The 13,197-nt window shown below is 72.4% G+C and carries 14 protein-coding genes; 4 read left to right on the forward strand and 10 right to left on the reverse strand.

Annotated features, from left to right (window positions below):
- Positions 1–6 precede the first annotated feature (6 nt).
- A complete protein-coding gene (locus ACCP09_RS03450) occupies positions 7–1,314 on the forward strand; it encodes a S8 family peptidase (RefSeq protein ID WP_433743097.1) in 1,308 nt (435 codons plus the stop codon).
- A 429-nt stretch (positions 1,315–1,743) separates the two neighbouring features.
- Here the strand turns inward: ACCP09_RS03450 and ACCP09_RS03455 are convergent, their stop codons facing one another.
- The 9 genes from ACCP09_RS03455 to folC form a co-directional block, all read right to left on the reverse strand.
- The gene (locus tag ACCP09_RS03455) at positions 1,744–2,571 is read right to left on the reverse strand and encodes an ABC transporter permease (RefSeq protein WP_433743099.1); all 828 of its coding nucleotides are present in this window, start codon (positions 2,569–2,571) and stop codon (positions 1,744–1,746) included.
- Between the two features lie 58 nt (positions 2,572–2,629).
- Complete coding sequence (locus tag ACCP09_RS03460) at positions 2,630–3,433, reverse strand: ABC transporter permease (protein WP_123683372.1); 804 nt, start codon at positions 3,431–3,433, stop codon at positions 2,630–2,632.
- Positions 3,433–4,344 (reverse strand): ABC transporter ATP-binding protein, encoded by a 912-nt coding sequence (locus tag ACCP09_RS03465; protein ID WP_123687092.1) that lies wholly within the window; start codon positions 4,342–4,344, stop codon positions 3,433–3,435. Before ACCP09_RS03465 ends, ACCP09_RS03460 begins: the two co-directional genes overlap by 1 nt.
- Before the next feature lie 56 nt (positions 4,345–4,400).
- The gene (locus ACCP09_RS03470; RefSeq protein ID WP_027931664.1) at positions 4,401–5,156 is read right to left on the reverse strand and encodes an IclR family transcriptional regulator; all 756 of its coding nucleotides are present in this window, start codon (positions 5,154–5,156) and stop codon (positions 4,401–4,403) included.
- 69 nt (positions 5,157–5,225) lie between these two features.
- A complete protein-coding gene (gene ndk, locus ACCP09_RS03475) occupies positions 5,226–5,636 on the reverse strand; it encodes a nucleoside-diphosphate kinase (protein WP_017987723.1) in 411 nt (136 codons plus the stop codon).
- A gap of 54 nt (positions 5,637–5,690) precedes the next feature.
- Positions 5,691–7,232: an alkaline phosphatase D family protein gene (locus ACCP09_RS03480; protein ID WP_123683373.1), complete on the reverse strand. Its 1,542-nt coding sequence runs from the start codon at positions 7,230–7,232 to the stop codon at positions 5,691–5,693.
- A gap of 61 nt (positions 7,233–7,293) precedes the next feature.
- Positions 7,294–7,659, reverse strand: coding sequence for a DUF4260 family protein (locus ACCP09_RS03485; RefSeq protein WP_017987721.1), 366 nt, complete (start codon positions 7,657–7,659; stop codon positions 7,294–7,296).
- Positions 7,660–7,771: 112 nt separating this feature from the next.
- On the reverse strand, positions 7,772–8,164 hold the full coding sequence (locus ACCP09_RS03490; RefSeq protein ID WP_017987720.1) for a DUF4233 domain-containing protein: 393 nt from the start codon (positions 8,162–8,164) through the stop codon (positions 7,772–7,774).
- A complete protein-coding gene (gene folC / locus ACCP09_RS03495) occupies positions 8,161–9,630 on the reverse strand; it encodes a bifunctional tetrahydrofolate synthase/dihydrofolate synthase (RefSeq protein WP_433743103.1) in 1,470 nt (489 codons plus the stop codon). Before folC ends, ACCP09_RS03490 begins: the two co-directional genes overlap by 4 nt.
- A 73-nt stretch (positions 9,631–9,703) precedes the next feature.
- Here folC and ACCP09_RS03500 point away from each other — a divergent pair, with 73 nt between their 5' ends.
- Positions 9,704–10,297 carry a class I SAM-dependent methyltransferase gene (locus tag ACCP09_RS03500; RefSeq protein ID WP_378332780.1) on the forward strand — a complete coding sequence of 198 codons (594 nt, stop codon included), beginning with the start codon at positions 9,704–9,706 and terminating at the stop codon, positions 10,295–10,297.
- Here the strand turns inward: ACCP09_RS03500 and ACCP09_RS03505 are convergent.
- Positions 10,285–10,560 (reverse strand): DUF2277 domain-containing protein, encoded by a 276-nt coding sequence (locus ACCP09_RS03505; protein ID WP_017987717.1) that lies wholly within the window; start codon positions 10,558–10,560, stop codon positions 10,285–10,287. The two genes, ACCP09_RS03500 and ACCP09_RS03505, sit on opposite strands and share 13 nt — an antisense overlap.
- Before the next feature lie 71 nt (positions 10,561–10,631).
- Between ACCP09_RS03505 and ACCP09_RS03510 the strand changes: the two genes are divergently transcribed.
- Complete coding sequence (locus tag ACCP09_RS03510; RefSeq protein ID WP_433743106.1) at positions 10,632–11,852, forward strand: amidase; 1,221 nt, start codon at positions 10,632–10,634, stop codon at positions 11,850–11,852.
- Positions 11,849–13,015 carry an acyl-CoA dehydrogenase family protein gene (locus ACCP09_RS03515; RefSeq protein ID WP_027931669.1) on the forward strand — a complete coding sequence of 389 codons (1,167 nt, stop codon included), beginning with the start codon at positions 11,849–11,851 and terminating at the stop codon, positions 13,013–13,015. Before ACCP09_RS03510 ends, ACCP09_RS03515 begins: the two co-directional genes overlap by 4 nt.
- Positions 13,016–13,197 lie beyond the last annotated feature (182 nt).

Raw genomic sequence — 13,197 nt, forward strand, 5'->3', positions numbered from 1 at the left:
TCACTGGTGGCGGTGGCGTGCGCCGTGCTGGTGGTGGCGCCGGCCCATGCGGCGGCGGAGCCGGAGCAGGCGTGCTCGGACAGCGGGCGCGACGTGCGTTACCTGGTCGTCTTCGACCGCGACACGCCCGAACCCGCGGCCCGGGCCCAAACGCGGGCCGCGTGCGGGCAGCTGATCGGATACCACCCGCAGATCGGTGTGGGCGTCGCCACCTCCGGCGACCCGGACTTCGCGCCGCGGATCGGCCCCGGGCGTGCCTACAGCGCGCAGCACGAGCGGCGGGCCGGGCAGCGGCCGGTGCGGCCCGGCCTGCGCGTGATCCCGCCGTCGGAGGTGCCGTCCGCGGACCGGGCCGGTGAGCAGTGGAACCTCGCCGCGGTGGGCGGGCCCGGCGCGGGCAGCCCGGACGTCGTGGTCGGCGTCCTGGACTCGGGCATCGACCCGGACCACCCCGACCTCGTGGACGCGCTGGACCGGGGCGACTCGGCCGGCTGCCTCAGCGGTGTGCCCGACCCGGCCGAGCGCGCGTGGCGGGCCACGACGTCGGCGCACGGCACCCACGTCGCCGGGATCATCGCCGCGGCCGACGACGGGCGCGGCACGACCGGGGTCGCGCCGGGGACGCGGGTGGCGTCGGTCAAGGTCATCGACGACCGGGGCCTGGTCACCCCGGAAGCCGTGGTGTGCGGGCTGATGTGGGCGGCCGAGCGCGGGATGGCGGTCACCAACAGCAGCTTCGCGATCAACACGTGGGCTTCGTCGTGCACCTGGTCACCGGAGCGCGAGGCGGTGCGCGAGGCGGTCGGCCGGGCGCTGGCCTACTCGGCGTCGCGGGGCACGGTGAACGTGGCCGCGGCGACGAACGACGCCGTGGACCTGACCCCGGCGTCCCGGGCGGGCGGGTGCGACGCGTTGCCGGCCGCGTTGCGGGACGTGGTGGCCGTGTCGGCGGTCGGGCCGGACGAGGTGAAAGCCGGGTACAGCTCGTACGGGCTCGGTGTGGTCGACCTGACCGCGCCGGGGGGCGACCGCGGCAGGTGCGTGCTGTCCACCACGCCCGGCGGGTACGGCGAAATGTGCGGCACCTCGATGGCCGCGCCGCACGTGGCCGGCGCGGCGGCGGTGCTCGCGGCCGAGCGGCCCGGGTCGACGGCCCGGCAGCTGCGGCGCGCGCTGGAGGACCGCGCGCGGCCGGTGCCCTGCCCCGCCGACTACGACCTCACCGGCGACGGGCGGCAGGACGCGTTCTGCGCCGGGTACACCGGCTACAACGGCTTCTACGGGCACGGGATGGTGCGGGTCGGCGCCGGCTGACGGTGGGCCGTGCGCCGGATGGCCAGGACCGCGCCATTTGTGAGGCGGTGTGGCCGATCACGCCGGGTGCTGGGTGGTCCGGCGCTTTCCCGCGACAGTGGGCGCAGGCTGGCGCAGGAGCAGCCGGCTGAGGCGGTGGGCCGCGCTCCGGATGCCCGGCCGCGCCATCAAGTGACGACGTGACCCGCCCATGCCGACGCGCAGGGCGTCCCGAGGCGGCGGCAACGGTGCGGCCGGTGCCGTGCCCGGCGGGCTACCACCTCACCGGGCACGGGTCTCGAGGCGGGAGCAGCCCGCTGAGGCGGTGGGCCGCGCCCCAGATGCCCGATCGCGCCACCAAGTAGGCGACGTGGCCGACCATGCCGGGGTGCAGGGCGCCCCGAGGCGGCGGCAACGGGCGCGGCCGGCGGGCACCTCACCCGGCACGGGTCAGCGCAGCAGCAGCCCGCTGAGGCGGCGGGCCGCGCCCCAGATGCCGAGTATCGCCAGCGCCACGAGGTAGGCGACGTGGCCGATCATGCCCGGGTGCAGGGCGCCGACCGCGAATTCCCGCATCAGCTGGATCCCGTGGTAGAGCGGCGAGCACTGCACCACCACCTGCAGCGGCCCGGGGTAGACCGACAGCGGGTAGAACGTCGTGGAGAACAGGAACATCGGGACGACGGCCAGCTGGATGTAGTCGAACTGGGACGTCGAGCGGAGGAACGTCGCGCAGGCCATGCCGATCGCCGCGAAGGCCAGCGCGATCAGCAGCGCGACCGGGATCAGCAGCAACGCCCACGCCGAGGTGACCAGGCCCATCGCGGCCATCACGGCGAAGAACGCGACCGAGTAGAGCCCGCCGCGCAGGACGGCCCAGGAGATCTCGCCGATCGCGATGTCCAGCGGGCCGATCGGGGTGGCCAGCATCGCGTCGTAGGTCTTGGCGTAGCGGAACTTGAAGAACACGTTGAACGTGCTGTCGAAGACGGCGCCGTTCATGGCGGACGAGGCGAGCAGGGCGGGCGCGACGAACGCGACGTAACTCATCGGCTGCCCGTCCGGGCCGGTCGCGTCGCCGACGAGCCTGCCGAAGCCGATCTGGAACGCGACGAGATAGAGGAGCGGCTCCAGCACGCCGGACGCGAAGACCAGCCACATGCGCGAGTAGGCCAGGATCGAGCGCTCGACGAGCTTGCTGGCGCGGCCCGCGTAGAGGCCGGGCGGCAGGATCCGGAGGAGGACGCCGCGGCGCGGGGTTTCGGTGAGTGTGGTCATCGGGGCTCTCGCGTGGTCGGCCGGAGTCGGGTGGTGGGTGGGGAGCAGGCGGGCATCGTCACACCACCAGGCGACGGTAGAAGTAGCGGCGCGCCAGCAACGCCCCCACGGTGAACAGGGCCGCCAGGAACGCCAGGTGGCCGAGCGCCGGCAGCGGCTCCAGGCCGCCGAGGGTGACGCCCCGCGCGAGTTCGTTGCCGTGCCACAGCGGGGAGATCCAGGCGAGCCAGCGCAGCGCCACCGGGATCTGCTCGATCGGGAAGAACGTGCCCGCGAACAACGTCATCGGCATCACCACGAACCGGAACACGGCGTTGAATCGGACGCCCTCGTCGTACGTCGTCGCGGCCAGGGCCGTCACCGGCGCGGCACACGCCAGGCCGGTCACCGCTCCGACCACCACGACCAGCGCCGCCCCGGCGTTCAGCCACGCCCCGAACGGCACCGCGATCAGGGCGTACACCGCGCCGGACAGCAACAGCCGCAACGTCACCCAGATCAGGTGCCCGCCGAGCACCTGCCCCGGCGACACGGGCGTCGCCGTGACCGCCAGGTAGTCCTTCTGCCACTTGAACCCGGACAGCACCGGGTACGTCGACTCCCCCACCGCGTTCTGCATCGCCGCCGACACCAGCAGCGCGGGCGCGATGTAGTGCACATAGGACAGACCGCCGGTGGCGGGCCCGGCCTGCACCTGCGAGCCGAACCCGAGCCCCATCGCCAGCAGGAACAACAGCGGCTGCAGGCCGGTCGAGTACACATTGGACTTCCAGTACCGGCGGTACCACGCCCAGTACCCCTCGACGCGCAACCACGCGCCCTGCCACGCCGGGACGACCCGGCCCGTCGACGAAACGCTCATCAGTCCACCAGCGTCCGTCCGGTCAGGCGCAGGAACACGTCCTCCAGCGTGCTCCGCCGCACCAGCGACGACAGCGGCCGCACCCCGCGCTGGTGCACCTGCTCCAGCGCCGCCTCGCCCGCCGCGGTGTACAGCAGCAGGCGGTCGGGCAGCACCTCGACCCGGTCGGCCAGGTCGGCCACCCGGTCCGCGGGCACCTCCTCCCCCGGCGCGAACCGCAGCTCCACCACCTCGCGGGTGGAGTACCGCAGGATCAGCTCGGCGGGCGAGCCCTCGGCCACGATCCGGCCGCCGTCCATGACCACGAGCCGATCGCACAGCTGCTCGGCCTCGTCCATGTAGTGCGTGGTGATGATCAGCGTGACGCCCTGCGCCTTCAAGCGGAACAGCTTGTCCCACAACAGGTGCCGCGCCTGCGGGTCCAGCCCGGTGGTCGGTTCGTCGAGCAGCAGCAGCTCGGGATCGTTGACCAGGGCGCGGGCGATGGTCAGCCGGCGTTTCATGCCGCCGGACAACGGCTCCACCTCGTCCTCGGCGCGGTCGGACAGCTGCGCGAACTCCATCAGCTCGACCGCCTTGCGCCGCACGTGCGCCCTGGACAGTCCGAAGTAGCGGCCGTAGACGTGCAGGTTCTGCCGCACCGTCAGCTCGTTGTCGAGGTTGTCCTGCTGCGGCACCACCCCGAGCCGGGCGCGGATGCGCGGGCCCTCGACGTTCGGGTCCATGCCGAGGACCTTCAGATCACCGTCGGACCGCGGCGACACCGACGCGATCATCCGCATCGTCGACGACTTCCCTGCACCGTTGGGCCCGAGGAAGCCGAACGCCTCCCCGCGCCGGACCTCGACGTCGATCCCCCGCACCGCTTCGAAGTCGCCGAAGCGCTTCACCAGCGCCTTGGCCTGCACCATGCTCGGTTCGTCCACACCAAGCACAGTACGACCGGGCACCGACAGTTTCGATCGGTTTACGGCGCGGCCAGCTCCCGGGTCAGCGCGGAGGCGGCGGTCCGCACCGCGGGCGCCAGCCGTTCCACGTCGAGGCGCTCGGCGCTGCCGGTGATCGACACGGCCGCGACCAGCCTGCGCCGACGGTCGTACACCGGCGCGGCCACCGCGGCGACGCCGACCTCGGCTTCCTCGTGGTTGACCCCGTACCCGCGCTCCACAGCCCGGTCCAGCTCCCGCCGCAGCAACCCGGGCGCGACGATCGTGCGTGGCGTCTTGCGGGCCAGCCCGGCCTCGGTGACGCGCCGGAAGTACTCCGGCGGCCCGAGCGCGAGGAAGACCTTGCCGGTCGCGGTGCAGTGCACCGGCATCCGGCCGCCGACGCGCGAGCGGATGGGCGTCGACCGGTGACCGGTGACCTTCTCCAGGAACAACGTGTGACCGCCGTCCGGCACCGCGAGGTGGATGTTCTCGTGCGTGGCCTCGTACAGGTCCTGCAGGTACGGCAACGCCGCTTCGCGCAGTTCACGCCGCCGCGGCACGCGCTGGCCGAGCTCGAAGAGCTTCATTCCCAGCCGGTAGGAGGCACCGTGGCGTTCCAGCCCGCCCCAGCGGACGAGTTCGGCGATCATCCGGTGGGCGGTGGGCTTCGGCAGCCCCGTGCGGGCGGACAGTTCGGCCAGGGAGAGTTCGACATCGGCGGGTTCGAACGCGTCCAGCAACACCAGGCCGCGCGCCAGCACCGACTTCGGGACATCGCCATCGCCTGCGGCCATGCCCCAGATGGTAATTCCCGGAAGGGGCTCCCGGTAAGGATCAATCCCACCGGAAGCCCCCGCGATTGCTCAGAGGTCCGGGAACCAGAGCTTCAGCTCGCGCTCGGCCGACTCGGGCGAGTCCGAGCCGTGCACCAGGTTGAACTGGGTCTCCAGGCCGTAGTCCCCGCGCAGCGTGCCCGGGGTGGCCTTCTCCACCGGGTCGGTGCCGCCCGCCAGCTGGCGGAAGGCCGCGATGGCCCGCACGCCCTCGACGGCGATCGCGACGACCGGGCCGGAGGTGATGAACTCCAGCAGGTCGCCGAAGAACGGCTTGTCCTTGTGCTCGGCGTAGTGCTCCTCGGCGACCGAACGCTCGACGGTGCGCAGCTCCAGCGCGGCCAGCTTCAGCCCCTTGCGCTCGATGCGCGAAATGACCTCGCCGACGAGGCCGCGCTGTACGCCGTCGGGCTTGACCAGAACCAGCGTGCGTTCACTCACGACTGTGTTTCTCCTTCATCACGTGCACGGATTGCCCGAAGCCTACTGGCCTGGTCAGCGCTGCGGTTCCAGGGTCGTCGACCACAGCGAGGCGCCCGTGCCGTCGCGGAGATCGACTCGCAGCTCACCCGAGCCGCCGTCGATGTTGATTTCGCCGAAATGCTGGAATCCGGCCATCGGCGAGGTGTTCGCGGCGGGCGGGGCATGCACGAAAACGGCCTGCGGGCCGAAGGTCGGGTCGAGCGTGTTCGGGCCGAACGCGCCGGCGTGCAGCGGGCCGGAAACGAATTCCCAGAACGGGTCGAAATCCTGCACCGCGGCGCGGTCCGGCGAATAGTGGTGCGCCGCGGTGTAGTGCACGTCGGCGGTCAGCCATACGGTGTTGCGCACCTTCCGCTTCGCCAGTTCCCGCAGCACCCACGCGATCTCGCTCTCGCGGCCTGCGGGCGCACCGGGCCGGTTGTTCGCCACGCCCTCGATGCCGGTGGAGCCGTCCAGCACGGCGAGTCCGATGGGCAGGTCGGCCTGCACGATCTTCCACGTGGCGCGGCTGCGGGACAGGCCGTCGACGAGCCACTTCGCCTGCTTCTCGCCGAGGATCTGCCCGGGCTTCGTCGGGTCCGCGGTGTTGGCGTCCTTGTAGGTCCGCATGTCCAGCACGAACACCTCCAGCCGCGAGCCGTAGGTGAAGCTGCGGTACACCCGGCCGTCCACCGCCTGGCGCGGGTCGATCGGCTGCCACTCGTGGAACGCCTGGAACGCCCGCGCGGCCAGCACGTCGACGCGCTTTTCGGTGTACTGCGGCAGGTCCAGGATCTCGCCCGGGTACCAGTTGTTGGTGACCTCGTGGTCGTCCCACTGGACGTAGCTGGGTACGGCGGCGGTGAAGGCGCGGACGTTCGCGTCGAGCATGTTGTAGGCGAACTGGCCGCGGTACTCGTCGAGCGTCTCGGCGACCTTCGTCTTCTCCGGGGTCACGATGTTGCGCCAGACGCGGCCGTCGGGCAGCGTGACCGTCTCGGTGAGCGGGCCGTCGGCGTAAACCGTGTCGCCGCTGTGCAGGAACAGGTCCGGTTTGCGGGCGAGCATCGCGGCGTAGGCGGTCATGCCGCCGATGTCCGGGTTGATGCCCCAGCCCTGGCCCGCCACGTCGCCGGACCAGGTCAGCCGCACGTCGCTGCGCCCCACCGGCGCGGTCTTGAACGTGCCGGTCAGCGGCTCGCTGGTGGCCCGGCCGTCGAGCGATTCGGCGGTGACCCGGTAGTGCAGTTCGGTGCCCGGCGCGAGCGCGGAGATCCGCAGTTTGCCGGTACCGCCGGTGTCCGGGGTCAGCAGCGGGCCGCGGACGGTCCGCGCGTGCCGGAACGACGGGTCGCGGGAGACCTCGACGATCATGCGGGACGGCCGGTCGGCACGGGTCCAGACCAGTGCCGAGTTCGGGGTCACGTCGCCGGACTGGATGCCGTGTGTCAGGACGGGGCGGTCCTTGCGGACGAGGGCGGCGTTCGCGAAGGGGCTGCCGAGGACGCCTGCGGCGAGGACACCGGCGCCGACGAGGCCGGTTCTGAGGGCGGAGCGGCGGGTCTGTTCGGTCATGCCGGAGTTCTATGCGGGCTCGGGGGCCGACGGGCCAACTCCGGCTGACCGGACGGTGAAATCACGCGGTGGCGCGCTGCCTGCCGTCGGCCGTGCGCAGACCGTAACCGAAGGCGCGGTCCACGACGATGTGCGCGAGCCAGGCCAGCCCGAGCGTGAAGGCGGCGGGGCTCGCGACGAAGCTGAAGACCACGAGCAGCACCACCGGACCTGCCCAGTGGTGGGCGGCGTTGTAGAACGGCACCACCCGGCGCGGCAGCACGCCGCGCTCGGCGGGCGGCGCGCCGATCCCGGCCAGGAACGTCAGGTCCGGCCCGATCAGCCCGAGCAGCAGGGCGCCGACGGTCCAGCCGCCGTGCTTGACGGCCTCGAACACGGCGAACGCGAGCAGGAAGACGCCGGCGACGGCCCAGGCGGTGCGCTTCATGGGAACACTCCTCCGAGATCGGTTGTCCATTTCGAGAGCAGTGCTCTCACAAGACAACAATGACCGAGCGGAGCGCCCTTGTCAAGAGCACTGCTCTCTTTTCGGATCGCCGCTACTGCTGCTGGCTGGGCAGACGGCCCTCGGCCATGCGCCGGGCCACGTCGTTGCGCAGCCACAGCGCCCACAGCCAGAACGCGAGGAACAGCAGGCCGATGACGCCGATGGCCACCGTGTCGACGAAGTACGCGACCAGCGCGACCTGCAGCACCAGGATCGCCGGCACCGCCCAGCGCCGCTTCAGCACGCCGCACAGCAGCACGTGCAGCACGGCGATCACGATGATCCCCCAGCCCGCGAGGGTGCCGATGCCGCCGCCCAGGTTGGCGATCACCGGCAGCGCCAGGCCGACCGTGATGGCCTCGCAGATCAGCGTCCCGGCCATCACCCCGCGGAAGGACTTCATCGGGTCCTTCGCCGGGGGCCGGACCGTCTTCTCCTCGCTCACGCGGGCTCCTTCCCGAACAACGTCCGCGCGTCGCCGACTGTGACGACGGAACCCGTGATCAGCACACCGCCGCCGGCCAGCGGTTCGCCGCCGTCGCTCTCCTCGACCAGCGCCACCGCGGTCTCCACCGCCGCGTCCAGGCTGGGCTCGGCGACCACCCGGTCCTCCCCGAACACCGCCAGCGCCAGTTCGTTCAGCTCGTCCAGCGGCATCGCGCGGGGCGAGCTGTTCTTGGTGACCACCACATCGGAGACCACCGGTTCGAGCGCCTCCAGCACGCCGCGCACGTCCTTGTCCTCGAGCGCCCCGATGACCGCGGCGAGCCTGCGGAACGCGAACTCCTCCTCGATCGCGGTGGCCAGCGCCCGCGCGCCGTGCGGGTTGTGGGCCGCGTCCAGCAGCACCGTCGGCGCGGCGCGGACGGGCTCCAGGCGGCCCGGGATCTCCACCCCCGCGAACGCCTCGCGCACGGCCTCGATGTCGAGCCGCCGGTCCTTGCCCGCGCCGAAGAACGCCTCGACCGCGGCCAGCGCCAGCAGCGCGTTGTTCGCCTGGTGCGCGCCGTGCAGGGGCAGGAAGATCTCGTCGTAGACGCCGCCGAGGCCCTGCAGGCTCAGCATCTGCCCGCCGACCGCGATCTCGCGCCGCAGCACGCCGAACTCGCTGCCCGCGCGCGCGACCGTCGCGTCCACCTCGACCGTGCGCTCCAGCAGCACGCGCTGCGCGTCGGGCTCCTGCTCGGCGAGGATCGCGACGCTGCCCGCCTTGATGATCCCGGCCTTCTCGCCCGCGATCCCGCCGAGGTCGCTGCCCAGGTAGTCGGTGTGGTCGAGGCCGATCGGCGTGATGACCGCGACCTGCCCGTCGGCGACGTTGGTGGCGTCCCAGGTGCCGCCCATGCCGGTCTCGATCACCGCGGCGTCGACCGGCGCGTCCGCGAACGCCGCGAACGCCATGCCGGTGAGCACCTCGAACTTGCTCATCTTCGGGCCGCCCGCGTTGTCCACCATGCCGATGTAGGGCGCGATGTCGCGGTAGATGTCGACGTACTTCGACGCCGCGATCGGGGCGCCGTCGACGGCGATCCGCTCGGTGACCAGCTGCAGGTGCGGGCTGGTGTAGCGGCCCACGCGCAGCCCGAGGCGGGACAGCAGCGCATCGATCATCCGGGTGACCGAGCCCTTGCCGTTGGTGCCCGCGACGTGGATGACGGGGTACGTCTTCTGCGGGTCGCCCAGCACGGTCATCAGCGCGGCGATGCGGTCGAGCGACGGCTCGATCTTCGTCTCCGGCCAGCGCTGGTTCAGTTCGGCCTCGACGCGCAGCAACTCACGGCGGGCCTGTCGCTCGATCTCCTCCAGGTCGACCGGGTCGATCTCGGCCGGATCGTCGGGCAGGGGCCCGGCTACGAAGTTGCCCCCGCTGGACAGCTCCGCCGGGTACTCCTCGTCCTCGCCCGATGTCACGCGTTCTCCCTCTTCGGCCGGGGTTGACTACCCGGCCGAGTCTACTTTCGCGGGTCCTGGCAGGTTGGGCTGCATGCCGTTCGACCACAACCACGCCTACCACCGGTTGCTGCTGCGGCACGTGCCCGCCGGGGCACGCACCGCGCTGGACGTGGGGTGCGGCGCGGGACGGTTCACCCGCAAGCTGGCCGCGGCCGGTCTGTCGGTCGAGGGGATCGACCCGTCCGCGGAGGTCATCGCCGCGGCGCGGGCGCTCGGCCCCGGCATCACCTACCGGAACGAGGACGTCACGACGGCGGAGCTGGGCCGCTACGACTTCATCTCGTGCCTCGCCTCGCTGCACCACGTGCCGTTCGAGACGGTGACGAAGCTGCGGGCGGCGCTCAACCCCGGCGGGGTGCTGGCGGTGCTCGGACTGGCCAAGCCGCGCTCGGCGGCGGACTGGGCGATGTGGGGTCTGCTCGCGCCACCGGTCAACCTGGCGGCGCGGCTGGTCGTGGCGGCGGGCGAGCACCTCAACGGCGGTCCGGACCCGGTCGCGAAGGCGCCGGTGCGCGACTGGGACACGACGATGACGCAGGTGCGACGCGACTCCGCGCGGCTGCTGCCCGGATCCAGCGTGCGGCCGCTGTTGTTCTTCCGCTACCTACTGCTCTACCGGGCCTGACGCGCGGCGATCCGCGCGCGCACCTCGGGCCGGCGCAACGGGGGCACGGTCGTGGGCGGCTGGCGGCGCGCGGGCAGCTCGCCGAGCAGCCGCGTGGTGATCTCGGCGATCTCCGCGACGGCCCGTTCGAACGGCTCGCGCGTGGCGTCGGACAGGGTCTGCACCCCGGTCACCTTGCGCACGTACTGGCGCGCGGCGGCCTCGATCTCCTCCGCCGTCGCCGACGGCTCGAGCCCGCGGAGCACCGTGATGTTTCGGCACATGTGGCCGAGACTACGCGCGCCGCGCCCTCGACGGGGTCACACTGATCGGGCAAGCTCTCGGGAAAGTCCCCGTGCACGAGGAGGTGTGCGCGCTGTCGACCGACTTCGGCGCCTACGTCGAGCGCTTTCCCCACCCGGAAACCGGAATCCCCTTCGCGGTCAAGGACTTCCTCGACGTCGCGGGCCAGGCGACGCGCAACGGCACGCCCGGACTGGGGCACCACGTCGCGGCCGAGGACGCCGAAGTGGTCGCCCGGCTGCGTGCCGCCGGCTACGTCCCCGTCGCCCGCACCACGGTGCCGGAGCTGGCGTGGTCGGTCCGCACACCCGGCTGCCGCAACCCGTGGGCGCCGGACCGGGACGCGGGCGGGTCGAGCGGCGGCTCGGCGGTCGCCGTCGCCACCGGGGACGTGCCGGTCGCGCTGGGCACCGACACCGGCGGCTCGATCCGCATTCCGGCCGCGTTGTGCGGGGTCGCCGGGCTGCGGCCGACGCACGGCACCGTGCCGATGCGCGGGGTGACGCCGCTCGTGCCGTCGATGGACACCGCCGGCCCGATCGCGCGGAAGGCGGCGGACTGCCTCACGGTGCACCGGATCCTGGCCGGTGCGGGTGAACCCGCGCCGGACACGGTCGAGGGTCTGCGCCTCGGCTGGCCGGAGCACCTGTGGCGCGGCAAGATCGACCCCGAGGTGCTGGAGGTGGTCGAGTCGGCCGCAGGCACCCTGCGCGCGGCCGGCGTGGATATCGTGCCGGTCGAGCTGCCGCTGGGCGCCCGGCACGCGCGCTCGGCCGGGTTCACGACCATGCTGTACGAGTCCGCCCAGCAGTGGTGGCAGGCCTACTCCGACGACCCGTCCGGCCTGCGTGGCCGCGCGATCGGGCAGCTCAAGGCAGGCGCCGAGGTGAGCCGGGACGACTACGACGCCGCCCGCGCCCGCGCTGCCGAGATCGCCGACGAGGTGGACGCGGTGTTCAGCGAGGTCGACGCCCTGTTGATGCCCACCCTGCCGGTCACCGCCGCGCCCGCCGACACCGACGAGGTCGAGCTCGGCGGGCGAGCGGAGTCACTCGAGAACGCGTACTACCGGCTGACCGCACTAGCCTCCGTCAGCGGGCATCCCGCGCTGACGGTCCCGGTCGGGCTGACCGGCGCCGGTCTCCCGGCCGGCGCGCAGCTCGTCGGGCCGCGGCGGCAGGAAGCCCTGCTCTGCCTGCTCGGCGGAGTGATCGAATCCGGTCCACCCGCCCGCGCCCTGGCACGGGCCCGCACAGGAAGAACGCCGTCATGACGAAGCCCGACCCCCGTGACCTGCTCGGCATCCGCGATCTGTTGAACGAGGAGGAGCGCGAGATCGCGGACACGGTGCGGACCTTCGTCCGCAAGGAGGTCGCCGACCACGCCGGCCAGTGGTTCGAGGACGCGACGTTCCCGAAGCACCTCGTGGGGCAGCTCGGCGAGATGGGCCTGCTCGGCATGCACCTCACCGGGTACGGCTGCGCGGGCACCAGCGCCACCGCGTACGGCCTGGCGTGCCTGGAGCTGGAGGCCGGTGACAGCGGGCTGCGCAGCTTCGTGTCCGTGCAGGGCTCGCTGGCGATGTTCCCGATCTGGAAGTACGGCTCGGACGAGCAGAAGGACCGGTGGCTGCCGTCGATGGCGCGCGGCGAGGCGATCGGCTGCTTCGGCCTCACCGAGCCCGACCGCGGGTCCGACCCTGGCGACATGCGCACGTTCGCCAAGCGCGACGGCGGCGACTGGATCCTCAACGGGTCCAAGATGTGGATCACCAACGGCACCCTCGCCGACGTCGCCGTGGTGTGGGCGCGCACCGACGAGGGCGTGCGCGGGTTCGTGGTGCCGACGGACACGCCGGGGTTCACCGCGCGGGAGATCAAGCACAAGCTGTCGCTGCGGATGTCCGCGACGGCCGAGCTGTCGTTCGACGACCTGCGCCTGCCGGGCGACGCGGTGCTGCCCGGCGTGACCGGGCTGAAGGGGCCGCTGTCCTGCCTGTCCGAGGCGCGGTTCGGCATCCTGTTCGGGGCGCTCGGCGCGGCCCGCACGTGCTACGAAAGCGCACTCGACTACGCGTCGACGCGGGAGCAGTTCGGCCGCCCCATCGGCGGGTTCCAGCTTACGCAGCAGAAGCTCGTCGGGATGGCGATGGAGCTGAACAAGGGCATGCTGCTCGCGGTGCACCTCGGGCGCCGCAAGGACGCCGGCGAGCTGCCGCCCGAGCTGGTCAGCTTCGGCAAGCTGAACAACGTGCGCACCGCGATCGACATCGCCCGGACGGCGCGCACGATCCTGGCCGCGAACGGGATCAGCCTGGAGTACCCGGTGCTGCGGCACGCGAACAACCTGGAGAGCGTGCTGACCTACGAGGGCACGGAGGAGATCCACACGCTGGTGCTCGGGCAGCTGCTGACCGGGCAGAGCGCCTACCGCTGAGCCGGCACGGCACGGCACGGCGAGCACGCCAGGCTCGCCGGCCGGCCGCGAGCAGGCCCGCGGTCCGCAGAGCGGCGAGTTCCTCGCCACCGTGGCCAAGCGCGGTTCGCCCGCACGACAAGCCACCGCGAGCGCCGACACCGCGCCAGGGCGCGAGAAGACCCATGGTCCCCGCCGGGCAG

This window comes from Amycolatopsis sp. 3B14, assembly GCF_050958625.1.
In the GTDB taxonomy this organism is placed as follows: domain Bacteria; phylum Actinomycetota; class Actinomycetes; order Mycobacteriales; family Pseudonocardiaceae; genus Amycolatopsis_E; species Amycolatopsis_E thermoflava.

Excerpts from the sequence above, each read along its gene's own strand:
- ACCP09_RS03455 (WP_433743099.1), bottom strand. The coding sequence starts at position 2,571 with ATGACCACACTCACCGAAACCCCGCGCCGCGGCGTCCTCCTCCGGATC.
- ACCP09_RS03460 (WP_123683372.1), bottom strand. The coding sequence starts at position 3,433 with ATGAGCGTTTCGTCGACGGGCCGGGTCGTCCCGGCGTGGCAGGGCGCG.
- ACCP09_RS03465 (WP_123687092.1), bottom strand. The coding sequence starts at position 4,344 with ATGGTGCAGGCCAAGGCGCTGGTGAAGCGCTTCGGCGACTTCGAAGCG.
- ACCP09_RS03470 (WP_027931664.1), bottom strand. The coding sequence starts at position 5,156 with ATGGCCGCAGGCGATGGCGATGTCCCGAAGTCGGTGCTGGCGCGCGGC.
- ACCP09_RS03480 (WP_123683373.1), bottom strand. The coding sequence starts at position 7,232 with ATGACCGAACAGACCCGCCGCTCCGCCCTCAGAACCGGCCTCGTCGGC.
- ACCP09_RS03485 (WP_017987721.1), bottom strand. The coding sequence starts at position 7,659 with ATGAAGCGCACCGCCTGGGCCGTCGCCGGCGTCTTCCTGCTCGCGTTC.
- ACCP09_RS03500 (WP_378332780.1), top strand. The coding sequence starts at position 9,704 with ATGCCGTTCGACCACAACCACGCCTACCACCGGTTGCTGCTGCGGCAC.
- ACCP09_RS03505 (WP_017987717.1), bottom strand. The coding sequence starts at position 10,560 with ATGTGCCGAAACATCACGGTGCTCCGCGGGCTCGAGCCGTCGGCGACG.
- ACCP09_RS03515 (WP_027931669.1), top strand. The coding sequence starts at position 11,849 with ATGACGAAGCCCGACCCCCGTGACCTGCTCGGCATCCGCGATCTGTTG.